This window comes from Polaribacter sp. 20A6 (genome assembly GCF_011378915.1).
In the GTDB taxonomy this organism is placed as follows: Bacteria; Bacteroidota; Bacteroidia; order Flavobacteriales; family Flavobacteriaceae; genus Polaribacter; species Polaribacter sejongensis.
This window is the reverse complement of sequence record NZ_WTPZ01000006.1, coordinates 23,675-46,305: the sequence shown is the minus strand read 5'-3', so window position 1 is coordinate 46,305 and position 22,631 is coordinate 23,675. Positions and strand designations below refer to the sequence as shown.

Here is a 22,631-nt window from a genome sequence, read left to right as displayed (position 1 = left end):
GTATTGTAGATTGTTATTTTTAGTGGCTTTACAATAAAAAGGGAGAAGTATTTATTAAGGAATTAAATCTTGCAGAAAGTAGGCAGATAGATTTATGCTTTGTCAATAGATGGATTAGAAAGAATGTATGTAAAATGTGGTTTTTTCCATAGAATTAAATTTTGAAAAAATGAAGTATGGTCAGTTAATTATAGAAGAAAATGAGTTTTTAATAATTGAAAAACTCTTAAATTTAAATAAGGTAGTCGAGTCAAAAACGGTAAAGAGTCATATTTTTAAACTACAAGAAGAATTAAGAAATGTAACTAAAGTTGTAACGGAAAAAGAAATGCCTGCAGATGTTGTAAGGCTTAATTCATTAGTTACAGTGCGTTCTTTAGATGGTTTATGGGAAAAAACTTTTGAGTTGGTTGTGCCTTCTAAAGGGAACGTTTTACAAAATAGAATATCATTATTATTACCAATGGGTACCGCGGTTTTAGGGTATGCCAAAGGCGATTTAATTTTATGGGATTTTCCTGGAGGACTAAAAGAATTAAAAGTTTTAGAAGTAATGCAGCCAGAAAGTATAACAAAATAAATAATTATTATGCAAATAGATAATGAGCAAACTGAAAATCAAATAATTCAAAAACGAAGTCTAAAGGAAGTAAAAAGATGGATGTTAGAACTGAATGAAATTTCACAAGAATGTAATGATATTGAAATGAATGGTCTTGAAGGAGATCATTTAAGTAAGGAAATTACTGCTATTCTTGAAAATAATAAGATGATACATCAAACACTTTTGGAATATAAAAATGTCTTAGACAATCCAACGGAGTGTATTGATTTAGCGTGTGATTTATTTTTTTACAAAGAGCATAAAAAAAATAGAAATCTATTTATAGAGCATTTTAATGATTATAAGAAATTGAAAAAGGAATATGATTTAATTTAAGAATTGTTAAGTTAGTTTTTTTGTAGGTGGCTCTGAATTTTTCATTTGGAGCTGCCTTTTTCATTTGATTTTTATGCTAAAATTAAAGATTATTCTCTCTCTATAAAAGACCTTTTCTGTCATTACTTCTTTGCAAATAAGCTAAAGAAAGTACCGTGTTTTTTTTCTTTAAAACACAAAGTAGTTTTACAAATAAGATTGCGGTAATAAAAGCATCTCCAGAGGCCGTATGTCTATCATGTTGAGGTATGTTAAATCGAAGTGATAATTCATCTAAACTAAAATGTTTTTTTGAAGTATCTAATTTTGATTTTACAAACAAATGCCCAGTGTCTAACACTTTATTTTTTAGTTTGGGTAGGTTTAAACGCTTTAAAGCTTGGTTTATCATGGCAACATCAAAGGCTGCATGATGTGCTACTAAAACAGCATTTTTAATATGCTCCAAAAATTGGATGATACCTTCCTGTTCAGTTACTTTATGTATGGTTCCTTGTTTTAGAATACCATGAATTTTTACCGTTTCTACGTTGAATAAATCTTGTGTAAGATAGGATTCTAAACTGTCAGAAACTTTTATTGTTTTATCAATAACAGCGATGGTTCCAATGGATAATATTCTATCTTTTTTGATGTCTAAACCTGTCGTTTCAGTATCAAAAATTACAAAACGGATGTTTTCAAATTCAGCGTATTGTTTCCCTCTGAAACATTCTTTATAGGATTTCCAAAAAGGTGGGTATACTTTTTTTCTGAACCAACTCATACTACAAAAATTGAGAAAGTTTAAATCGAGTCTGAATTAAATCTTGCACCTCTTTTACGGCTTTAAAACAACTTTTTATTTCCAAACGATTGGCTTTACTTAGTGTTTGTAAATCTATAAATCTACCCGAATCGTTGTGTAGTAAACCTTGTTGTGTTCTAAAATATAGTAAATTTTTAAAAGCATCTAAACAAGCCAAATACACCTCTTTATTCTGAGGTTCCAATTCTACCAATTTTTGATATCTAACAATGGTATTGTTGTGTGTTTTTATATTTTTTGATAAGATTAACAAACGTGCCGCATCTACCAAAGGCATCATCGCACGCGCTTTAATATCAAACTGATCTTTGTGTTCTCCATCTCGTTCTACTAAAAACTGTCTAAAGAAACTTAACGGAGGTGGATTTTTTAAAGCATTTAAACCTAAATACGTTAAAAAAATATCACGAGATTCTATAGACTCAAAAATACTTTCTGCTAAAGAGTTTACTAGTTTTTTATCACCATAAACAAATTCAAAATCAAAGAAAATAGTACACAACATCAAGTTGTCTTGATCTGGTGTTGTAATCCATTTTTTAAATTGTTGTTCCCATTGAGAAACCGATAAACACCAGGCAGGATTGCTTGCCATCATATCAGCAGGACACAATTCAAAACCAACAATTTCTAATTTTTGATTTATTTTTTTAGCAAGCGTTAAAAAATATTGTTGTGTTTCCTCATATTCATTTTTATCAACATCATTAAAAACGAGCGCATTGTCTTGGTCTGTAAGTAACAATTGTTCTTCTCTACCTTGACTTCCAATGGCTAACCAAGCAAAATTAGTTGGTGGAGGAGTTGGCATTTCTTTTATAGCTTGATCAATAATTTTTTGCGTTATACTTTCGTTAATAGCAGAAAGAATTTTGGTAGCAAATGTAATAGGAATTTGCTGTTTGATATACCGTTTTAAAAGTTGCTCTGCTCGTTTTCTAATCTGTTGTAATTGCGCAGGAGTTGAGGTTCGTTTTACTTCTTTTACCAATGCAGATGCATTATTTTCTCTAACGACAATAATATCATGTTCAGATAAAATACCTGTTAAATCAGAATTTGGTGTGCCATCTTTGGTAATACACAAATGTGTAATTTTATATTTTAACATGGCAATTTGTGCTTCTGCAACTGTAATGTTTTCTGGATATGTTATTACCGGAGAAGACATTATTTTAGTAACAGATTCTTCGATAGAAACCAATCCTGTAGCAATTTTAATCCGTAAATCTTTATCGGTAATAATACCTAAAGGTTTGTTGTTTTCGGTGATAATGATAGAACCAACCCGTTTGTGCGTCATAATAATGGCCGCCGCTTTTATACTTGTTTCTGGAGAACAGTGAATTGGGTTTTTAGAAAAATCGATGGATTGCTCTTCAAAAAAATCTTGTATCTTCTCTGAAGATTGATTTTGAGGTTTTGGTTCTGAATAGCGTGTGTTAGAAACAAAGCTCGTCATTAAAAAAGCACTCGCTTCTGAGTTTGTGGTGATATAATTCTCAAATAATTCAGCAGACAAACTATACACAATACTTTCCTCTAAGGCTTTTGCAGTTAATTTATAACTGTCTTTACGCATGAGCGCGCGCAAACCAAAAATATCACCTTCATCGCATTCGTCAACTAAGGTATTTGTTTCTTCTTCAAACAAACCAATGGCACCATCTTTTACTACATAAAATTGATTTTTAATGGGTGTTCCTGTGACAAATAAATCCGTATTTTTTTCTAAATAAAGGATGTCCACAGCCATACAAATTGCCAATAATTCATCTTTGGGCAACATGTTAAAAGGAGGGAAGTCCTTTAAAAAATCTGAAATACGTTTTGCAATAGTGTTCATGATTCTAGTTTACAAAATACGATTTGGTTTTTAATGAGTTGTCAATTGTTTTGTACTCTATAGGTCTAATTTATAATGGGATGTTTCCGTGCTTACGATCTGGTCTCACTATTTCCTTATTTTCTAACATAGAAAAAGCCTTTATTAACTTTCTTCGGGTATCTTTTGGAATAATTACTTCATCTATAAAACCACGTTGTGCAGCGCTGTATGGATTGGTGAAAAGTGCTGCATATTCTGCTTCTTTTTCTTTTAATTTTTCTGCTGGTTTTTCAGACGATTTAATTTCTCTTTTAAAAATAATCTCTACAGCTCCTTTAGCTCCCATAACTGCAATTTCTGCACTTGGCCATGCAAAATTCATGTCTGCTCCAATATGTTTAGAGTTCATAACATCGTACGCGCCACCATACGCTTTACGTGTAATTACGGTAACTCTAGGCACTGTAGCTTCGCTAAAAGCATATAATAATTTTGCTCCGTGTACAATAATACCATTCCATTCTTGGTCGGTTCCTGGTAAAAAACCTGGAACATCTTCAAGCACTAACAGTGGAATGTTAAAAGCATCGCAAAAACGCACAAAACGTGCACCTTTTTTAGAACTATTTACATCTAAAACACCTGCTAAAAACTGTGGTTGATTGGCTACAATTCCAACACTTCTTCCGCCTAATCTAGCAAAACCAACAATAATATTTTCAGCATAATCTTTATGAATTTCATAAAAAGAATCTTCATCTATAATTCCGGATATGACTTTGTGCATATCATACGGTTTGTTGGCATCTAAAGGAACAATGCTAGAAAGTTCTTCTCTAATTTCATCTTGTAATTTAAAAGGTAAAAGGGGAGGAGTTTCTTTATTATTTTGAGGTAGATAACTTAAAAGTTTTTTAATGTCTTCTAAACAAGTTACGTCATTAGATGAGGTTTTATGCGCTACTCCAGATTTTGTAGCATGTGTACTTGCGCCACCTAGTTCTTCACTTGTTACTTCTTCATTAGTAACCGTTTTTACTACACTCGGTCCTGTGACAAACATATAACTTGTATGTTCTACCATAATGGTGAAATCGGTCATTGCGGGAGAATAGACTGCACCACCAGCACAAGGTCCCATTATGGCAGATAACTGCGGAATGATACCCGAGGATTGTACATTTTTGTAAAAAATATCGGCATAACCGCCAAGAGAACGCACACCTTCTTGAATTCTTGCACCACCAGAATCGTTTAGTCCAATTAAAGGAGCACCAACTTTTAGTGCCAAGTCCATAATCTTACATATTTTCTCTGCATGAGTTTCAGATAAAGAGCCTCCAAAAACGGTAAAATCTTGCGCAAAAACATAGGTTAATCTTCCGTTTACCGTTCCGTAACCAGTTACAACGCCATCACCATAATAAACTTGATATTCCATACCAAATTCTTTTGTTCTGTGTGTAACTAAAGCGCCAATTTCTTCAAAAGAACCGTCATCTAATAAATACAAAACGCGCTCTCTGGCGGTTAATTTTTTCTTTTGATGTTGCTTATCAATTTTATCTTGACCACCACCTAAATAGGCTTGAGCAAGTTTGTCGTTAAGGATTTTTATTTTTGATTCCATTATTGTGTTTGTTTTCTCGCAAAGTTGCTAAGGCGCAAAGTTTGGCTAGTTGTGTTGTGTGTTTGTTTTCTCGTTAAGGCTCAAAGACGCAAAGTTTTGTGTTATTTTTTTGTGCGTTTGTTGACTTTTTTTGAATTTCTTTTTTGTGAAATAATAGTTTACACGTCTAATTTTTATTTTTTTGAATACTGCGACTGCGACTGCGACTGAATACTACTACTACTACTACTACTACTACTACTACTACTACTACTGCCTACTAGAAACAGGTATTCTCAATAACTTTTTGTCTTCTAAATACTTTTTTACTGCAATTAGTGCGGCAATTTCTGCTTCTTCTTTTTGCTTCTTTTTTAAAGCTTCGGGCGAATAATATTTTTTTACAAAATGTGTATTGAAATTTCCAGAACGAAAAGCATCGTGTTCACACACAAAAGTTCCGAATGGTAACGTGGTTTCAATTCCTTCAATTTGATAATTCTGAATTGCAGTAAGCATTAATTCGATGGCTTCTTCTCTTGTTTTTCCGTAGGTGATGAGTTTCGATAACATTGGGTCATAATAAATAGGAATGTCCATACCTTGTTCGAAACCATTATCTACACGAATGTTGTTGCCAATTGGTAATTTATACACTTCTAAATTCCCCACACTTGGTAAAAAGTCATTTAAAGGATCTTCTGCATAGACACGTAATTCTAATGCGTGTCCGTTTATTTTTAAGTTTTCTTGAGTGATTGGCAATACTTCGCCACGAGCCACACGAATTTGTAATTCTACTAAATCTGTATTTGTAATGAGTTCCGTTACCGGATGTTCTACTTGCAAACGTGTATTCATTTCTAGAAAATAGAAATTATGATGATCATCTAACAAAAACTCAACTGTACCAGCACCCACATAATCACAAGATTTTGCGACTTTAATGGCGGCTTCTCCCATCTTTTTACGTAATCCTGGAGTTAAAACAGCAGAAGGAGCTTCTTCAATTACTTTTTGATGTCGACGTTGAATACTACAATCACGTTCAAAAAGATGTACCCCATTTCCGTGTGTATCTGCCATAATTTGAATTTCGATATGTCTTGGAGAGGTAACATATTTTTCTATAAAAATGGATCCATCACCAAAAGCATTTAATGCTTCGCTGATGGCTCTTTGCATTTGCGATTCGAATTCCATTTCGTTTTCTACCACACGCATTCCTTTTCCACCACCACCAGCAGATGCTTTTATTAGAATAGGAAACCCTATTTCTTTCGCTATTATTTTAGCTTTTGGAATGTCTGTAATGGCTTCTTCAGTACCAGGAACCATTGGGATATTGTATGCTTTTACGGCTTCTTTTGCCGCCAATTTGCTCCCCATTATTTTAATGGCTTTAGATTTCGGACCAATAAAAATGATGTTATTTTTTTCGCAGGCTTCTGCAAAATCGGCATTTTCAGATAAAAAACCGTAACCAGGATGAATGGCTTGTACGTTTAGGTTTTTAGCAACTTCAATAATTTTATTTCCTAATAAATAAGATTGATTGGAAGGAGCTTCTCCTATTAAAACAGCTTCGTCTGCAAACCGAACATGTGGTGCATTTCTATCTGCAGTAGAATAAACAGCAACGGTTTTTATACCCATTTTTTTTGCGGTTCGCATAACACGAATGGCAATTTCTCCTCTGTTTGCTATTAAAAGTTTTTTCATATAAAATTTATTGGTTTTATGAAAGATGGTAAACGGATATGTCAATACCTACAAGGTTTTAAAAACCTTTCATTAAGAAATTTCTTACTTATTCAAATTCTATTAAAAGTTGATTTTTATCTACAGTTTCTCCTTTTGTAACAGAAATTGTTTTTATAATTCCTGCTCTTGGAGACGTTAAAGCGTTCTCCATTTTCATGGCTTCTAATATTAAAAGGGTGTCACCTTCTTTTACTTCCGAACCAACTTGAACATTAATTTCTAATATTAAACCAGGCATAGGCGCTTTAATTTCGTTGACTTCTTTTGTGATGCCAATTTCGAATCCCATTTCTTTGATAAGAATATCTAATTCATGATGAATGTTAATATGATAAACCGTGTTATTCACTTTTACAGAATACGATTTCTCATTAAAATTGGCGTTTGTAATTTCAGTTTTGTACGATAGATGATTATGTAGTACATGAAATTCGGAATCTGAAACTTGTAAAGTGTCTAGTTTTTTTACAGTTTTTTCGTCAATCTTAAAATCGAAAGTATCGTTCACTTTTACTTGATAAGCATGTTTCATCCTTTTTTATGATTTAATGATTGTAAATATATGTTTTTTAAAGGTTTCTTTTTAAGGTGTTTATGTAAATGTTGCTAATTTAATATAGTTATTGTTGAAAAAGTATTGATTGTTATTTACGATTTTCAATGTTGTAAAGTGTATTTTAATATCTTCTTATTATTGATGAAATTCAGTAAAAACCTATCTGAAAACTTAATTTTTAGTTAAACAACTATTTTTGTAGTTATATAACTAAAATTATAGTTTATATTTGGAATGCGTTAGAGGTAGCAGCCTTTCGACTACGCTCAAGACAGGTATAACGAATAGCCCGACCCTTTTGGGAAACGCCCTAATAAATAATAGTCTATAATGGAAAAATTAACCAACAAAGAAGAGGGAATCATGCATGTTTTATGGAAGTTAGAAAAGGCTTTTGTAAAAGATGTACTTGCCGAAATTAAAGAAGATAAACCGCATTACAACACGTTGTCTACGATTATTAGAAAATTAGAAGACAAAGGATATGTGGGGTATAATGCCTACGGAAAAACGCATCAATATTATCCGATTGTAACGAAAGAGGCATATAGAAGTGGGTTTATGAATACGGCAATTGATAATTATTTTAACAATTCGTATAAAAATATGGTGTCCTTTTTTGCGAAAGAAGAAAAGATTAGCGTAAAAGAATTGAAAGAAATTATTGATCTGATTGAAAAAAATAACTAGTTATGGACTATTTACTAAAAGTGAGTGCGGTGGTTGCTATTTTCTATTTGAGCTACAAATTGCTTTTACAACGAAATACTTTTTTTAATGAAAATAGATGGTTTTTGTTGATGGGATTGGTAACTGCTTTTATTATTCCGTTGTTGGTGATTCCTGTTTATATTGAGTATACACCGGTTGTAACTTCAGAATATATTTCTAGTGATGTGGTAGTTCTGAATGAAATTATTGACAAACCATTTAACATTTTAGACTATTTGCCTATACTATATGGTTTGGGAGTTTTGTTTTTTTTGGTGAAGTTTCTAATTCAGTTAATGTCTTTAAGTTTTGTGATTTTTAAAAATAAAAAAGAGAAAGTTGGCCGTTTTACATTTATTAATACGATTAAAAATAATTCACCTTTTTCTTTTTTTTGTTGGATTATTATCAACCCGAATAATTTTACAAAATCGGAATTAGAACAGGTTATGATTCATGAAAAAGTACATGCAAGTCAATTGCATTCTATAGATGTTTTGCTAAATCAAATTTCTTGTATTGTACTTTGGTTTAATCCGTTTATGTGGTTGTATCGTAAAGATGTTCAGCAAAATTTAGAATTTATTGCTGATAAAAAAACACAAGAAAAAATCGATTGTAAAAAGAGTTACCAAACTACATTATTAAAAGCGAGTGTTGGCGTTAATCATTTGACTTTAAGCAATAATTTTTATAACTCATTAATAAAAAATAGAATCATTATGTTAAATAAATCGAAATCAAAAAAAATAAACCTTTTTAAATTTGCTGTTGTAATCCCATTACTAGCATTGTTTTTAATGAATTTTAACAAGAAAGAGGTGTTTGTTAAAAAAGTTTCTCAAGAATCAGTCAATTATTCCGATTCTGGTATAAAGGAAACAAAGGATAGGATAGAGGTAATAATTGACAAAAATACTTCTGATGAGGATTTAAATAATGCTAAAGAAGCATTTACAAAAAAGTTTGCTGTTGATTTTTCTTACACGAATCTTAAAAGAGATTCTAATTATAAACTTACATCTATTGAAGTTAAACTAGAAGATAGAAATGGAGCTGTAACTGCAAAACATTTTGATGAATTAGGTATTAAACCATTTATAATTTATTACAATAAAGATGGAAGCGCAGGTACACATTTTGTGGAAAAAGAAAAAACTAATAAAGTTGAAGAATTTGTTATTACTGATAATACACCAGATGAACAGTTTAATGTTTTAAAAGAACTTTTAGCCCAAAAAGGATATACTCTTAAAATAAGTAATTTAAAGCGTACAAAAGGAGGTTTAATTAGAGCTATTACAATAAACATCAAAAATGAAACTACAAAAGCTAGTTTTAAGACCTCTTCTGCTTTGCCGATAAAAGTGATACAGATATTACTTGATAAAGAAAATAATAGTATTAAAATAGGAAACCTTTCTAAAACGGATAAAGAAATGGTTTCTGGGTTCTCTTCTCAAAAAGCAGCTAATGAATATAATGAATCTAAAAAAGTGAAAAATTTAATTCCGGAAGATCAATTAAATAGTGCATTGTATATCTTGGATGGAAAGGAAGTTACCCCAGAAGTTATTAAAGATTTAAATTCAGATGACATAAATTCTATGTCGGTTTTAAAAGACGAGAAAGCTACAGTAGTTTATGGAGAAAAAGGAAAAAATGGAGTTATTTTGATAACAAGTAAAGAAGCACATGAAAATGAAAAATTTAGTAATATTGGCAAGTCTTTTTCTGATGTTAATGCTATTGAAGATGCAGGTTCTGATGTTAACGTTATTGAATATGCAAGAAAAGAAAGAAAAGAGCCACTTTGCTTAATAGATGGTAAAGTGGCCTCTAAAAAAGAGTTAAAAGCATTATCTCCAGATGATATAGAATCTGTTTCTGTTTTAAAAAATGAAAAATCCATCGAAAAATATGGAGAAAAAGGTAAAAACGGTGTTATTGAAATAACTACAAAAGAGAAAAAATAAAAAGATTTATCATAATTTCAAGACCCTTCAGGTTTTTAAAACCTGAAGGGTCTTTTTGTTTATTGTAACTTTGCAAATATGTCAGACTTCTTTTCTATGGCATATAAATTGACAATACATTTGTACTTACATTTTAAAATAAACAATGCAACATTATAAAGAATCAAAAAAAGATAAATCAAAACCCAAAGTAACCTTAAAACAAGCTTTTAAAACCATTATTTGGCCAAGAAGAAACTTGGTCTTTTTAGGTTTGATATTAATAATTATTAGAAGTTTATCGGGTTTTGTACTACCCATGCAAAGTAAAGTTTTGATGGATGAGGTAATTCCGACTAAAGATTACAGTCAGTTATACAACTTAATTTTTATTGTAATTGGGGCTATTTTAGTACAAGCAGTAACTTCTTTTTTATTGACAAAAGTATTGAGTATTCAGGCGCAATATTTAATATCAGAATTAAGAGCACAAGTACAAAAGAAGGTTTTGTCGTTGCCAATTAGTTTTTTCGATAATACAAAATCTGGAGCTTTAGTATCTAGAATTATGAGCGATGTAGAAGGTGTAAGAAACTTAATTGGTACAGGTTTGGTACAATTAATTGGCGGTTCGTTTACGGCAATTTTAACCTTAGTCATTTTGTTAAGAATGAATGTTTGGATGACGGTTTTTACATTTGTACCATTATCTATCTTCGGAATTATTGCCTTAAAATCATTCAAATACATTCGACCTATTTTTAGAGCAAGAGGAAAAATTAATGCCGAAGTAAAAGGACGTTTAACAGAAACTTTAGGCGGAATTAGAGTGATAAAAGCTTTTAATGCAGAAGAACAAGAAAGTAAAATTTTTGAGCAAGGTGTTGATAATATTTATCAGAATGTAAAGAAAAGTATGACGGCAACTGCTATCGTGACAAGTTCATCAACCCTTTTAATTGGTTTGGCAACTACTGGAGTGATGGGAATTGGTGGTTATTATATGATACAAGGCATTATGACTTTTGGAGACTTTATTCAGTTTACATTTTTACTAGCTTTTATGGTGGCGCCAATTGTACAGATGAGTAATATTGGTAGTCAGTTAACCGAAGCGTTGGCAGGTTTAGACAGAACCGAAGAATTAATGAACATGGCTGCGGAAGAAGATGATGAAGAAAGAACGGTTGTTTTAGAAGATTTACAAGGAGAAATTAATTTTGATGATGTTTCTTTCTCTTATGAAGAAGGGAAGAAGGTGATTAATAATATCAACTTTAAAGTTCCTGCAGGTTCTGTAACGGCTTTGGTGGGGAGTTCTGGTTCTGGTAAATCTACCATTGCAGGTTTATCGGCAACGTTTTTGAACCCTAAATCAGGTACAATTACGATTGATAATCAAGATATGTCTAAAGTAAAACTATCTAGTTATCGTAAATATTTAGGCGTTGTTTTACAAGACGAATTTCTGTTTGAAGGAACGATTAGACAAAACATACTATTTCCAAGACCAAATGCTACAGAAGCAGAATTACAAAATGCTGTTAAAGCTGCGTATGTTAACGAATTTACAGATCGTTTTGATGATGGTTTAGATACTTTAATTGGAGAAAGAGGCGTGAAGCTTTCTGGTGGGCAGCGTCAAAGATTGGCAATTGCAAGGGCTATTTTAGCAGATCCAAAAATTATTATTTTAGATGAAGCTACTTCTAGTTTAGATACCGAAAGCGAGTCTTTAATTCAGAAAAGTTTGTCTAAATTGGTAAAAGATAGAACAACGATTGTGATTGCGCACAGGTTGAGTACTATTAAAAAAGCAGATCAGATTTTAGTGGTAGAAGCGGGGAGTATTGCAGAAAGAGGTACTCATGATGAGTTGATTGCGAAACAAGGAAGGTATTATGATTTGTATACGTATCAATCTAAAATATAGGCGCAGTAGATAAAAATTATATTGTCTGTTCGAGCTCAGTCGAGAACTAATAGGTTTCGACTGCGCTCAACCAGACATTTTGCTAAAATTGAAGGGTATGTAATTTATAAAATTACCTATTCATTTCTAATTTAACATTTAAATTTCACTCCTTTTGTAAAGAAATACAATAAAAACGACTTTTTAAACTATCGAATTTAAATATATAATCGAATTATGAAAAAAGTACTTTTATTGTTAATTGTAGTCATTGCAATTTCTTGTAAGAATGAACCTAAAAAAGAGGTTGAAAAAGGTAATATTGTAGCTATAAAAACAGAAAATTTCCCTGAAGAATTAGGAAAAGTTTTTGAAGCTCACGGAGGAATTGATACTTGGAGAAATGCAGAAATTTTATCCTTTAAAAAAGGAGAAGAAGTACATACAATCAATTTACAATCTCGTATAAATGTAATTAATGCACCTAATTATGCTGTTGGTTTCGACGGAAAAAATGTTTGGTTAGACGAAGCAGAAGAAGGAACGTTTAAAGGAAATCCTGCTTTTTATCACAATTTATTCTTTTACTTTTATGCAATGCCTTTTGTGTTATCTGATGAAGGAATTACATATGAAAAAATAGCACCTTTAACTTTTGATGGTGTAGATTATCCTGGTTATAAAATGTCTTTTAAATCTGATGTTGGTAGTTCTCCTGATGATAATTACAAGTTATATTTTAACGTAGAAACACATCAAATGGAATGGTTAGCGTATACGGCTACTTTTATGTCTAAAAAGCCAAGTGATAAATTCAACATCATTAAATATGGTAAATGGAATAATGTAAGCGGATTGATTTTACCATCAGAAATTACTTGGTATAAAAAAGATGAAAATGGTGTGCCAACTGAACCAGCAAGACCCGCTGCTGTATTTACAGATGCATCAATCAATAAAAATAATTTAACAGATTCATTTTTTGAAAAGCCAATTAAGTAAGTATATTTGAAATTAATCGGTTTAAAAAACGCTGAAATCAAATTATGAAAAAAGTACTTTTATTGTTATTGGTGGTAATTGCAGCTTCTTGTAAAAACGAAGCTAAAAAAGAGGTCAAAAAAGAAACAGTTGTTGAAGCTAAAAAAGAAACATTTCCAACAGAATTAGGAAAAGTATTTCAAGCTCACGGTGGAATCGATGCATGGAGAAAAGCGCAAGTATTGTCTTTTAACAAAGGAGAAGAAGTGCACACTACAGATTTACATTCTCGTAAGATTGTTGTGAACACACCGGAATACTCTTTAGGTTTTGACGGAAAAGAAATTTGGTCTTTAGAAGAAGTAGAGGGTAGTTTAAAAAGAGATCCTGCTTTTTATTACAACTTGTATTTTTACTTTTATGCAATGCCTTTTGTATTGGCAGATGAGGGAATTATTTATGAAAAAGTAGCTGATTTGGTATTTGAAGGAACCAATTATCCAGGTTATAAAATTTCTTATAAAGCAAATGTAGGTACTTCTCCGGATGATAATTATATTGTGTATTACAATGCTAAAACCTATAAAATGGAATGGCTTGCTTACACAGTAACTTTTAAATCTAAAGCTCCGGTTGATAATTATAAAATGATTAAATATAATTCTTGGGAAAATGTAAATGGTTTTATTTTACCAAAACAAATTACTTGGTATAAAAAAGATGGAAATGATCAATTATCTGCTACTTCTAAAATTGTAGATTTTACAATGCCTTTAATAAGTCAAGGGAAGTTAGCAGATTCATTTTACGAAAAACCAGCGAAATAATTTTAGTATAAAAAAAGTAAGCGTCGTTTTTTTTACAAAACGACGACTTACCAAGTAAACTAATAAAACCAAGTATTAGTATAAATATTAGAAGTTAGCTTTCTAATATGTTTTTATTCGGAGTAAGGCTGATGATTATAACTCAGTACCCTTTTTAATTTCCAAATTTTATTTTCTAAAATCCAAAGGTGTGTAAAATCTGCAATTCCAACAGTTTTTAATACACCTTTTTGTTTTTGTTGAAACGTGTGTTTTCCTTTTTGAATAGCGCCATAAATAACGCCATTATTGTTTAATTGATATACTTCTAAAGAATTAGCAACCAATTGTCTGGTGTTGTTTCCTGGGTTGGTACATAGGTTCTTTTTTATAGTATCAATAAATTCTGCCTTGTTTTGAATTCCTCCAACATCATGATAGAATTCAAAATTATCAGCTATAAGTGGGCTTAGTTTTTCAACTTCACAATTGTTAAACGCTCTTTCAAATAGAATACTATCTTTAGATTTTAATGTTTTAAACAAGGCAGAATTTGTATCAAACTGAGCGTTTAAAACAAAGTTGTAAAACAACATTGCCAAAAATAAAAGTACTTTTATTAAAATTGATTTTCTAAAAGGTTCTAAAAAAGAGTCCATAGTTTGGTTGCTTAATTTGTTACAATTGATTATTTCTTAGAAATACTTCCGCCAGAAGTCGTTTTTTTATCAATTGTTTTTGGGTTTCCTTTAAAATCAATATCGCCACCACTTGTTGCTTTTGCTTCTAGTTTTTTTGATGCATAAATATTAATATCAGCTCCACTAGTTACTTTTGCTATGGTATTTTCGCTTTCTAAATCATATGCATCAATAGAACTTCCGCTTGTTGCGTTAGAAGCATGATTGATTGTATTTCCCGAAATATGAATGTCAGAACCACTTGTAGAATTGGTTTCTACACTTGTTGCGTTTATTTTAATATTAATGTCTGCACCACTGGTAGCCGAAATAGAAATTTCATCGGTATTTATAACATCTTTTCCGTATACATCACTTCCGCTAGTGGCTGTTAAAAGGGTTAAATCTTTAATGGTAACATGTACTTTTTTGGCTGCTGCTCTCCAGATTCCTTTATCAGCATATATTTTTAATATGCCATCTTCAACTTCCGTAATAATAATATCGTGTAAATTTTCATCAGCTTCTAGGGTCACTTTATTTTTAGAACCTTGGGTTATGTAGACATCTAAACCTGTACTTACTTTTATTCCCGTAAATTGATCTGCAATTTTTCTAGTTTTTGTAATTATATTTTTATCTCCGTTAATTCTATTCATCATGTCTACATTACAAGATGTAAAAAGAGTTGTTATAAATAGAATTGCAATAATTTTTGATACTGAATTTTTCATGAGTTTGGTTTTAATTATATTGTAAATGTCTTTTAATAGACGCTTCAAATCAAAGGATGGTTGCTCAATTGTTGTTTTTTATGGTTGAATTGTATTAATTAACTTCCTCTTCAATAATTTCAGTATCTTCTAATTCTACTTCACAATCGGTACATTGTAAGGTTTTATCGGTCATTTTAAAATGATGATTAACCATGTCTTTGTCATAGATATCAGTTTCATTTTTTACATCGTCTAAAAAGTTTTTTATTGAATGATCAAAATAAACGGTGTTTCTTTCTGGAATATACAAAGTGATATTAACTTCTTCATCTTTCCATATATTTTTAAAGTTTGATAAATAATAAGCATCTAAAACAATCGTATTATTGATAACTTCATATTTATATTCAATTCTTTCAGCATTCCAGTTTGCATTGTATCTAGTTTTTCCAGAAGATTCTTTTTGAAGAATGATGTATGCTTCATTAGAATTACTTTTTTTAACATCAACGCTAATGTTATTAGAATATAATTTGTTTATTCCATCTATTTCAATTTGCTGCTTGCGATAACTTCTTCTTAAATTATGTCTGTAATAGATTTCATCATCATTGATCATTTTTAAATTGATGGTATCATTTTCCATAATATTTAAAGCCGTTTTCTTTACAAACTTACCGTCATTAACATGAGTAGTTCCGTATTCTATTCCTGTAAAAATCATCATTAATAAAGCAATTACCCAAACGCCCAAAAGTATTAATGAGGTGGGTTTGCTAATTTTTTTTACACTACTCGATAATATGCGTAGGCCTAAAACAAATAAAATTAAAAACGGAATACCAATTAGTAAAAATGCTGCAATTGTTAATACCCACTTAGGTAAAATTGCGTCATAGAAAAATGGAGGATATTGTAAAAATTCTCCGTTCACATTTAAAACCTCTAAACTTCCTACTGAAAACCCACCAATGATTAGTGATAAAATAACTGCACCAGCAATAAATACTAGCAGAATTCCAATAAATTTACCAATCACTTTAAAGAATACAAGAATAATCTTGCCTATGGTGTTGATGAAATCTTGTAATCCATTATTTTTTTGAGGCTTTCCCGAAAAAGTCTGATTCATTTTTTCTGAAAACTCATTTGCTCCATCTTTAAATTTTTCTGATGCTTTGTTCGCAAATTCTGTTACATTTTCTGAAACATTATTAAACTCTTCACGAATCTTTTTTTCGATATTATCGATGTTTACAGGTTCTCCTTCCATTTGTAATTTCTCTGCCGTCGTTTTGGCTTCTGGCAATAAAATCCAAAGGATAATGTATAAGATAACTCCAAAACCAGCTCCAAAGAATAGTGCTAATAAACCAAGACGAATCCAGATGGTATCTACATTAAAATAATGAGCAATACCAGAGGCAACTCCTCCTAAAAATTTATCATCACCATCTCTAAATAATTTTTTTCCGGTAGTGTTATTTCTAGTGTAGGAATAGTTTGCATCACTATATTCTTCTTCAGCGCCAGCATAATCTTCTGGTTGTCCCATAATTTTAATGATATCTTCTATATCACCTTCATTAATAACCTGTCTTGCATCTGTTATTTTTTCTGATAACAATTCGCTAATACGCGCTTCTATATCTGCAATAATTTCGTTTTTTCCTTGTGGATCATCGCTTAACGATCTAGAAATAGATTCTAGATATCGTTTTAATTTCTGATAGGCAACTTCATCTATGTGGAAGAAAAATCCGCCTAAATTTATGTTGATAGTTTTATTCATTGGTAGTTGGTTTTTTGCTGATTACTTGGTTTACTGCGTTTACTAAATTACTCCATGTTTTATCTAATTCTTTTATAAACATGCCGCCGTTTTCTGTTAAAACATAATATTTTCTTGGTGGTCCAGAGGTTGATTCTTCCCATCTATACGTTAATAAACCTGCGTTTTTTAAGCGTGTTAATAACGGATATATGGTGCCTTCAACCACAATCATTTCTGCACTTTTTAATGTCGAAAGAATTTCAGAAGTATAGGCATCTCCATTTTTTAGGATGGATAAAATACAATACTCTAAAACACCTTTTCGCATTTGTGCTTTTGTATTTTCTATTTTCATTTATTGTGGTTTTAAATGATTATTTAATAAATTTTATAGTGAAAGGGTATTTATAATTTTCTCCTTCTTTTGCTTTTAATGCAGCTATAATTATCAATGCAATTTTAATGATGCCTACAATTCCTGCAAGAGATGCAATACCGAAAACTCCGAATAAATTTGAAGCTTCAAAATTGATATTAATATGATTAAAGTTGTTAAAATTATCGAAGTTTCTAAAAATTGATCCAATAAAAACCGGAATAAAAGATAAAGTCAAAATAAAAATATACAGAGAATAACTGATATTAAAATTGATTGCCTCTTTGCCATGTTCATCTAAAAAGGTACTTCTGTCTTTTAGCGTTTGCCATGCAATTAATGGTGTAATTATATTACCAAACGGAAATATAAATCCTGCGAAAGCAGAAATATGTATTAAAAAGGCATTGGTGTTTTCGTTATTTTGTTTCATGTTTTCTAAACTATATAATACTTTCTTATGCAAATATATATCTTTAAAAAGGTATTATGCAATACATAGTACTATAATTAACATTTCCTTAACATTTAAGGTTTTGCTATAAAAAGCAGTTAAAAAGTCTTGTACCCGTTGTTATTCTTGAGTTTTTGTTTCATTTATTTTAACTATCTTGTCAACTTTAATCGATGTTATTAAAATTAAACAAAGTTATAAAATGAAATTTACTCCAAGAAAAGTCAACCTTTTTAACCTTGTAAAATTGCCTTTAGCATATTTAGGAGGCGTAAGAGTGCGCACTATTACGGATACAGAAGTGGTGGTTTCTATAAAATACAGATGGATGAATCAAAATCCGTTTAAAAGTATGTTTTGGGCGGCACAAGGTATGGCGGCAGAAATGCCAACAGGTGTTTTGGTAATGAAAGCTATTGATGATTCTAAGGTAAAAGTATCGATGTTGGTGACCCAACAAGAAGCGCGGTTTTTTAAAAAAGCAACAGGAAGAATTCTTTTTTCATGTAAAGGAGGGAATGAAATTCGAGAAGCAATTCAAGAATCTATTAAAACAGGAGAAGGTCAGGTTATTGTTTTAATATCCGAAGGAAAAAATAAAGATGGAGTAGTAGTTTCTAGGTTTCAATTCCATTGGAGTTTAAGGGTAAAGAAATAGTTTACTCTTTACCTTTATATAGTTCTGGTCTTTCTTCGTTATAATCACATTCTTGAAAAATACCACAAGATACATTTGTACGCGCTAAAGATTTTGTTACTTCAAACTTTTTAGATAAAGCTTCTATTTCTGGAGATAAATATTTCATAATTTTTTTATTTTTTAATTCGTGTATTAAATATAGTTTTTCTTCTTATCACTGCAAAAATATGGCTTTTTCTATTCATAAATAATTTGAAAACGGCTGTTTTGTCTTTATTAACAAAAATTTAAAAGGTTCTTTACATAAACCTTTCATAAGAAGTGATTTGTTAAAAAAGTATACTTATTTAGATTGTAGTAAAATTTACTAAATTTAAAAAATAGTTTTTTGGTGTAACAAATATCCTTTAAAAGCTTCTAATTAATGTATAAACCTTAAAAATTGAATTATGTTTCAAGATAAAATTCCACAAAACCCAAACAATAGAAATGCTCACGAAATAGATTATAAAATCTTTGGAGAAGAAATGCAGTTTGTAGAAATAGAGTTAGATCCGCAAGAAGGAGTCGTTGCAGAAGCAGGTACTTTTATGATGATGGACGACAATATTAAAATGAATACTATTTTAGGTGATGGTTCTAATCAAGAAACAGGTTTATTAGGAAAGATCTTTTCAGCAGGAAAAAGAATTTTAACAGGTGAAAGTCTGTTTATGACTGTTTTTACCAATGATGGATTTGGTAAAAAACAAATTTCATTTGCATCTCCGTATCCAGGTAAAATTGTTCCGATTGATTTAACAGAATTTGGCGGAAAATTTATTTGTCAGAAAGATGCATTTCTTTGTGCTGCAAAAGGCGTTTCTATCGGAATAGAGTTTTCTAAAAAATTAGGGAGAGGTTTGTTTGGTGGCGAAGGTTTTATCATGCAAAAATTAGAAGGAGATGGTTTAAGTTTTATTCATGCAGGAGGAACCATGGCAAAAAAAGTATTACAACCGGGTGAAGTTTTAAAAGTAGATACGGGTTGTATTGTTGGTTTTACACAAGATATAGATTATGACATTGAGTTTGTTGGAGGTATTAAAAACACTGTTTTTGGAGGTGAAGGATTGTTTTTTGCTTCTTTAAAAGGGCCAGGAACTGTGTATGTTCAATCTTTACCATTTAGTCGATTAGCAGGACGAGTTTTGGCAATGGCGCCAAGAACAGGAAGTGGAAAACGAGGAGAAGGAAGTGTTTTAGGTGGAATAGGAGATTTATTAGACGGTGATAATCGATTTTAATATGTAGCTTTTATCATTCTGTCATTTCCAGAAAAATCTTTCTTTAACTCTATGTTTTTAAAGCCTTTTTCTTGAAGCATTTCTACAGTCTCTTTTCCAAGATATTGGTTGATTTCAAAAAATAACAATCCGTTTTTGGTAAGGTCTTGTTTTGCTAAATCTGCAATTTTTTTATAGAAAATTAAAGGGTTTTCATCATCAACAAATAGTGCAAGATGTGGTTCGTTTTGTAATACATTATTATTGATTTCTATCTTTTCTAATTCTCTAACATAAGGAGGATTAGAAATTACGAAGTCATAATTTTTAGGTAATTCTTTAGCTTTTAAAATATCTATTTCTAAGAAAGTAATGTCAACCTTATTTAATAAAGCATTTTGTTTTGCTTTTTTTAAAGCTTCTGAAGAAACATCAATAGCAGAAATAGAAACGTTATTTAAATTCTTGGCCAAAGAAATAGGAATGCAACCTGTACCTGTTCCAATATCAAGAATATTTAAGTTTTTATCTTGATTCTTACTTCTTATTTCTAGAACTTCATTGATCACCCATTCTACTAGTTCTTCGGTTTCTGGTCTTGGTATTAAGGTGTTTTCATCTACTAAAAATGGCAAACTAAAAAACTCAGTTTCTCCTAAAATATACTGAATAGGTTCTTCTTTTTGAAGTCTTTTTACAATACTTTTTAATTCTGATAAAATACTTTCATCAATTAAAAAGTCTGGTTTTAAAACGGTATCAATTCTTTGTAGGTTCAGTTTTGCTTCTATCAACAAAAAAAAGAAAGAATCAATTTCTGTTTTTGGATACATCGTTGATAATTCACTATTAAAAAAAATACGAAAATTTTGAAGTGTCATAGATAATTTATAATAAAGGGCTTAAAAATCTAGCAAGACGTTCAAGTGTTTTTTGTTTGTTAGATCTGTTTAAGAAATCTTCTATAGTTACTTTAGTAGCTAAATTTTTTCTTTCATTGAACTCTTTTGATATTTCTGAAGTAATTTCTTCATCAAAAATTAAAGCATTTAATTCGTAATTATGTTCAAAGCTTCTGCAATCAAAATTGGTAGAACCGATAGAGGCAATCTCATCATCAATAAATATAACTTTACTGTGCGAGAAATCGTCCCTCAAATAAATATCTACACCGGCTTTTAATAAACCTTCAAAATAGGAATACATACTATAGGTAGCCATTTTAGAATCTGTAACTTTAGGTAATAGTAAAGTTACTTTTACACCGCTTAAAGCTGAAATTTTAAACGCTTCTAATATCGAATAAGTAGGTATAAAATATGGGTTTAATACACAAATACTCTTTTCGGCTAAATTAATAAGGCTTAAATATTGTTGCATTACAACAGGTTGTTTGTAATCTGGACCGCTAGAAACAACTTGCATTGTAGTGTTTCCTTCAGCGTTACAAACCTTGTTGTATTTTTCTTTCTGACTTAAATCTATATCTGTTGCGTAGTAATAATCTTTTAAAAAAGTATCGTGTAAATCAGCAACTGCACAACCAGATATTTGTACATGTGCATCTTGCCAAATCCCTAAATTAGTGTCTTCTGTAATATATTCATCAGAAATATTTACGCCACCTGTAAAACCAATTTCATTATCTATAATTGCAATTTTTCTATGATTTCTATAATTTAAAGAAAAAAGAAAGCTTCCAAACTTAAAAGGAGTTTCTGGATATATTTTTACACCTATTTCTTTAAGGTGTTGTATCGTTTTTTTGTTTAACGGAAAGGTTCCTATAGAATCGTATAAAATACGGACTTCTACATTTTCTTTTCGTTTTTGTTCTAATAAGTTAATAAGATTGTTGAGGATTTCGCCATTTTCAATAATGTAATACTGTAAATGGATAAATGACTTCGCATTCTTAATAGCTTTAAAAAGTGTTTCAAAAGTTTCTTTTCCACTTTTTAAGACTACAACATCATTATTTAATTGTAGCGGTAAATTTGTGTTATTAAAAATTAGATTAGATATTTTAGAAGCTTTGTGACTCTTAAGGACAGCTATATTTTTATTTTTTTCATTTTTGAGATTCTTTTCAATGTAATCTTTCCTTTTTTTAGCCTCTTTAAGTTCAAAGTATTTTATTTTTCTTCTATTAATGCCGAATAAAATAAAAGCAAAAACACCCATGAATGGAAATAAGAGTGTAATTAAAATCCAGCTTAAAGATTTAGACGGTTTTACGCCAAAATATAAAATATTGTAAAAAGCCCAACTAAATAGTAAAAGGTGTATCGATAAGAGAATAGTATATATCAATTTTTATAATTTTTTAAGCATCCAAACAGGGCAAGAATAATGTCCGGTATTTCCCATAGGTTTATCTAGATTTACAAACCCACTCCTTTTGTACAATGCTTGTGCAGCATTCATATAGGGCATGGTTTCTAAATAACAGTTTTCAAAACCAACTGTTTTTGCTTTTTCTAAGCACGTATTTATTAATTTAGAACCCAAACCCTTTCCTCGTGTTATCGGTAAAAAATACATTTTTTGAAGCTCGCACGTACTCCCTTCAAAATTATCTAATTGTGCAATTCCTGCACCACCAACTACCTTGTTATTATGCTCTACAACATAATAAAATGAAGTTGGTTTTTCAAAATTTTCAAACATTTTATCAGTAGCTTTGTCTTCATAGGCAGTACCAATTTTTGGTGCCCCCATTTCTAAAAGAACTTCTCTGATTACAGTTGCCATTTGTGCATTGTCTTTAGATTGAATTTCTCTAATGATAAAATCTGTACTTTTCATTTATTACTGTATTTTTGCAAGAGCAATTTACCTTTTTTTTTAAATATT

23 protein-coding genes are annotated in these 22,631 nt (G+C 30.6%); 9 read left to right on the top strand and 14 right to left on the bottom strand.

Features of this window, described 5'->3' with window-relative positions; all coding sequences use genetic code 11:
- The first annotated feature begins 169 nt into the window (after positions 1-169).
- Positions 170-580: a GreA/GreB family elongation factor gene (locus GQS57_RS14365; protein WP_165733559.1), complete on the top strand. Its 411-nt coding sequence runs from the start codon at positions 170-172 to the stop codon at positions 578-580.
- A gap of 9 nt (positions 581-589) precedes the next feature.
- Entirely contained in the window at positions 590-940 is a 351-nt protein-coding gene (locus tag GQS57_RS14360) for a hypothetical protein (RefSeq protein ID WP_165733558.1), read from the top strand.
- Between the two features lie 100 nt (positions 941-1,040).
- Here the strand turns inward: GQS57_RS14360 and GQS57_RS14355 are convergent, their stop codons facing one another.
- From GQS57_RS14355 to GQS57_RS14335, 5 genes are all read right to left on the bottom strand, one after another.
- Positions 1,041-1,706: a PolC-type DNA polymerase III gene (locus GQS57_RS14355; RefSeq protein WP_165733557.1), complete on the bottom strand. Its 666-nt coding sequence runs from the start codon at positions 1,704-1,706 to the stop codon at positions 1,041-1,043.
- A 1-nt stretch (position 1,707) separates the two neighbouring features.
- A complete protein-coding gene (locus tag GQS57_RS14350; RefSeq protein ID WP_205860277.1) occupies positions 1,708-3,594 on the bottom strand; it encodes a DUF294 nucleotidyltransferase-like domain-containing protein in 1,887 nt (628 codons plus the stop codon).
- A gap of 70 nt (positions 3,595-3,664) precedes the next feature.
- A complete protein-coding gene (locus tag GQS57_RS14345; protein ID WP_165733556.1) occupies positions 3,665-5,206 on the bottom strand; it encodes an acyl-CoA carboxylase subunit beta in 1,542 nt (513 codons plus the stop codon).
- A gap of 249 nt (positions 5,207-5,455) precedes the next feature.
- Positions 5,456-6,907, bottom strand: coding sequence for an acetyl-CoA carboxylase biotin carboxylase subunit (gene accC, locus GQS57_RS14340; protein WP_165733555.1), 1,452 nt, complete (start codon positions 6,905-6,907; stop codon positions 5,456-5,458).
- Between the two features lie 88 nt (positions 6,908-6,995).
- On the bottom strand, positions 6,996-7,481 hold the full coding sequence (locus tag GQS57_RS14335) for an acetyl-CoA carboxylase biotin carboxyl carrier protein subunit (RefSeq protein WP_165733554.1): 486 nt from the start codon (positions 7,479-7,481) through the stop codon (positions 6,996-6,998).
- 354 nt (positions 7,482-7,835) lie between these two features.
- On the opposite strand from GQS57_RS14335, the gene GQS57_RS14330 reads away from it, so the two are divergent.
- The 5 genes from GQS57_RS14330 (at position 7,836) to GQS57_RS14310 (ending at position 13,891) form a co-directional block, all read left to right on the top strand.
- A complete protein-coding gene (locus tag GQS57_RS14330) occupies positions 7,836-8,195 on the top strand; it encodes a BlaI/MecI/CopY family transcriptional regulator (protein ID WP_165733553.1) in 360 nt (119 codons plus the stop codon).
- A 2-nt stretch (positions 8,196-8,197) separates the two neighbouring features.
- On the top strand, positions 8,198-10,192 hold the full coding sequence (locus GQS57_RS14325) for a M56 family metallopeptidase (RefSeq protein WP_165733552.1): 1,995 nt from the start codon (positions 8,198-8,200) through the stop codon (positions 10,190-10,192).
- A gap of 145 nt (positions 10,193-10,337) precedes the next feature.
- Positions 10,338-12,104 carry an ABC transporter ATP-binding protein gene (locus GQS57_RS14320; protein WP_165733551.1) on the top strand — a complete coding sequence of 589 codons (1,767 nt, stop codon included), beginning with the start codon at positions 10,338-10,340 and terminating at the stop codon, positions 12,102-12,104.
- 216 nt (positions 12,105-12,320) lie between these two features.
- Complete coding sequence (locus GQS57_RS14315) at positions 12,321-13,085, top strand: DUF6503 family protein (protein ID WP_165733550.1); 765 nt, start codon at positions 12,321-12,323, stop codon at positions 13,083-13,085.
- A gap of 44 nt (positions 13,086-13,129) precedes the next feature.
- The gene (locus GQS57_RS14310) at positions 13,130-13,891 is read left to right on the top strand and encodes a DUF6503 family protein (RefSeq protein ID WP_165733549.1); all 762 of its coding nucleotides are present in this window, start codon (positions 13,130-13,132) and stop codon (positions 13,889-13,891) included.
- A 113-nt stretch (positions 13,892-14,004) separates the two neighbouring features.
- Here GQS57_RS14310 and GQS57_RS14305 read toward each other — a convergent pair whose 3' ends face one another.
- The 5 genes from GQS57_RS14305 to GQS57_RS14285 all read right to left on the bottom strand — a co-directional run bounded on the left by GQS57_RS14305 (position 14,005) and on the right by GQS57_RS14285 (position 17,849).
- Complete coding sequence (locus GQS57_RS14305; protein ID WP_165733548.1) at positions 14,005-14,529, bottom strand: nuclear transport factor 2 family protein; 525 nt, start codon at positions 14,527-14,529, stop codon at positions 14,005-14,007.
- Between the two features lie 29 nt (positions 14,530-14,558).
- Complete coding sequence (locus GQS57_RS14300) at positions 14,559-15,284, bottom strand: head GIN domain-containing protein (RefSeq protein WP_165733547.1); 726 nt, start codon at positions 15,282-15,284, stop codon at positions 14,559-14,561.
- A 94-nt stretch (positions 15,285-15,378) separates the two neighbouring features.
- Positions 15,379-17,058 (bottom strand): PspC domain-containing protein, encoded by a 1,680-nt coding sequence (locus tag GQS57_RS14295; RefSeq protein WP_165733546.1) that lies wholly within the window; start codon positions 17,056-17,058, stop codon positions 15,379-15,381.
- Positions 17,051-17,395, bottom strand: coding sequence for a PadR family transcriptional regulator (locus GQS57_RS14290; RefSeq protein ID WP_165733545.1), 345 nt, complete (start codon positions 17,393-17,395; stop codon positions 17,051-17,053). The genes GQS57_RS14295 and GQS57_RS14290 overlap by 8 nt, the downstream gene beginning before the upstream one ends.
- A 19-nt stretch (positions 17,396-17,414) precedes the next feature.
- Positions 17,415-17,849: a DUF4870 domain-containing protein gene (locus tag GQS57_RS14285; protein ID WP_165733544.1), complete on the bottom strand. Its 435-nt coding sequence runs from the start codon at positions 17,847-17,849 to the stop codon at positions 17,415-17,417.
- Positions 17,850-18,072: 223 nt separating this feature from the next.
- Here GQS57_RS14285 and GQS57_RS14280 point away from each other — a divergent pair, with 223 nt between their 5' ends.
- Positions 18,073-18,528 (top strand): DUF4442 domain-containing protein, encoded by a 456-nt coding sequence (locus tag GQS57_RS14280; protein WP_165733543.1) that lies wholly within the window; start codon positions 18,073-18,075, stop codon positions 18,526-18,528.
- Position 18,529: 1 nt separating this feature from the next.
- Here the strand turns inward: GQS57_RS14280 and GQS57_RS14275 are convergent, their stop codons facing one another.
- Positions 18,530-18,676 carry a hypothetical protein gene (locus GQS57_RS14275; RefSeq protein WP_165733542.1) on the bottom strand — a complete coding sequence of 49 codons (147 nt, stop codon included), beginning with the start codon at positions 18,674-18,676 and terminating at the stop codon, positions 18,530-18,532.
- Between the two features lie 283 nt (positions 18,677-18,959).
- On the opposite strand from GQS57_RS14275, the gene GQS57_RS14270 reads away from it, so the two are divergent.
- Positions 18,960-19,796, top strand: coding sequence for a TIGR00266 family protein (locus GQS57_RS14270; protein ID WP_165733541.1), 837 nt, complete (start codon positions 18,960-18,962; stop codon positions 19,794-19,796).
- Here GQS57_RS14270 and prmC read toward each other — a convergent pair.
- Genes prmC through GQS57_RS14255 form a run of 3 tightly spaced genes read right to left on the bottom strand, consistent with a single transcriptional unit; the run spans position 19,793 to position 22,583 of the window.
- On the bottom strand, positions 19,793-20,656 hold the full coding sequence (prmC, locus tag GQS57_RS14265) for a peptide chain release factor N(5)-glutamine methyltransferase (protein ID WP_165733540.1): 864 nt from the start codon (positions 20,654-20,656) through the stop codon (positions 19,793-19,795). The genes GQS57_RS14270 and prmC overlap by 4 nt on opposite strands.
- Positions 20,657-20,663: 7 nt before the next feature.
- Positions 20,664-22,088 (bottom strand): cardiolipin synthase, encoded by a 1,425-nt coding sequence (gene cls / locus GQS57_RS14260; protein WP_205860276.1) that lies wholly within the window; start codon positions 22,086-22,088, stop codon positions 20,664-20,666.
- Positions 22,089-22,091: 3 nt separating this feature from the next.
- Entirely contained in the window at positions 22,092-22,583 is a 492-nt protein-coding gene (locus GQS57_RS14255; RefSeq protein ID WP_165733539.1) for a GNAT family N-acetyltransferase, read from the bottom strand.
- Between the last annotated feature and the right edge of the window lie 48 nt (positions 22,584-22,631).

What these genes read in the sequence shown, in the direction of transcription:
- GQS57_RS14300 (WP_165733547.1), bottom strand. Translation starts at nt 15,284, where the DNA reads ATGAAAAATTCAGTATCAAAAATTATTGCAATTCTATTTATAACAACT.
- GQS57_RS14365 (WP_165733559.1), top strand. Translation starts at nt 170, where the DNA reads ATGAAGTATGGTCAGTTAATTATAGAAGAAAATGAGTTTTTAATAATT.
- accC (WP_165733555.1), bottom strand. Translation starts at nt 6,907, where the DNA reads ATGAAAAAACTTTTAATAGCAAACAGAGGAGAAATTGCCATTCGTGTT.
- GQS57_RS14280 (WP_165733543.1), top strand. Translation starts at nt 18,073, where the DNA reads ATGAAATTTACTCCAAGAAAAGTCAACCTTTTTAACCTTGTAAAATTG.
- GQS57_RS14275 (WP_165733542.1), bottom strand. Translation starts at nt 18,676, where the DNA reads ATGAAATATTTATCTCCAGAAATAGAAGCTTTATCTAAAAAGTTTGAA.
- GQS57_RS14305 (WP_165733548.1), bottom strand. Translation starts at nt 14,529, where the DNA reads ATGGACTCTTTTTTAGAACCTTTTAGAAAATCAATTTTAATAAAAGTA.
- GQS57_RS14345 (WP_165733556.1), bottom strand. Translation starts at nt 5,206, where the DNA reads ATGGAATCAAAAATAAAAATCCTTAACGACAAACTTGCTCAAGCCTAT.
- GQS57_RS14350 (WP_205860277.1), bottom strand. Translation starts at nt 3,594, where the DNA reads ATGAACACTATTGCAAAACGTATTTCAGATTTTTTAAAGGACTTCCCT.
- GQS57_RS14330 (WP_165733553.1), top strand. Translation starts at nt 7,836, where the DNA reads ATGGAAAAATTAACCAACAAAGAAGAGGGAATCATGCATGTTTTATGG.
- prmC (WP_165733540.1), bottom strand. Translation starts at nt 20,656, where the DNA reads ATGACACTTCAAAATTTTCGTATTTTTTTTAATAGTGAATTATCAACG.
- GQS57_RS14285 (WP_165733544.1), bottom strand. Translation starts at nt 17,849, where the DNA reads ATGAAACAAAATAACGAAAACACCAATGCCTTTTTAATACATATTTCT.
- GQS57_RS14320 (WP_165733551.1), top strand. Translation starts at nt 10,338, where the DNA reads ATGCAACATTATAAAGAATCAAAAAAAGATAAATCAAAACCCAAAGTA.
- GQS57_RS14355 (WP_165733557.1), bottom strand. Translation starts at nt 1,706, where the DNA reads ATGAGTTGGTTCAGAAAAAAAGTATACCCACCTTTTTGGAAATCCTAT.
- GQS57_RS14295 (WP_165733546.1), bottom strand. Translation starts at nt 17,058, where the DNA reads ATGAATAAAACTATCAACATAAATTTAGGCGGATTTTTCTTCCACATA.
- GQS57_RS14310 (WP_165733549.1), top strand. Translation starts at nt 13,130, where the DNA reads ATGAAAAAAGTACTTTTATTGTTATTGGTGGTAATTGCAGCTTCTTGT.
- GQS57_RS14360 (WP_165733558.1), top strand. Translation starts at nt 590, where the DNA reads ATGCAAATAGATAATGAGCAAACTGAAAATCAAATAATTCAAAAACGA.
- GQS57_RS14290 (WP_165733545.1), bottom strand. Translation starts at nt 17,395, where the DNA reads ATGAAAATAGAAAATACAAAAGCACAAATGCGAAAAGGTGTTTTAGAG.
- GQS57_RS14315 (WP_165733550.1), top strand. Translation starts at nt 12,321, where the DNA reads ATGAAAAAAGTACTTTTATTGTTAATTGTAGTCATTGCAATTTCTTGT.
- GQS57_RS14255 (WP_165733539.1), bottom strand. Translation starts at nt 22,583, where the DNA reads ATGAAAAGTACAGATTTTATCATTAGAGAAATTCAATCTAAAGACAAT.
- GQS57_RS14270 (WP_165733541.1), top strand. Translation starts at nt 18,960, where the DNA reads ATGTTTCAAGATAAAATTCCACAAAACCCAAACAATAGAAATGCTCAC.
- GQS57_RS14325 (WP_165733552.1), top strand. Translation starts at nt 8,198, where the DNA reads ATGGACTATTTACTAAAAGTGAGTGCGGTGGTTGCTATTTTCTATTTG.
- GQS57_RS14335 (WP_165733554.1), bottom strand. Translation starts at nt 7,481, where the DNA reads ATGAAACATGCTTATCAAGTAAAAGTGAACGATACTTTCGATTTTAAG.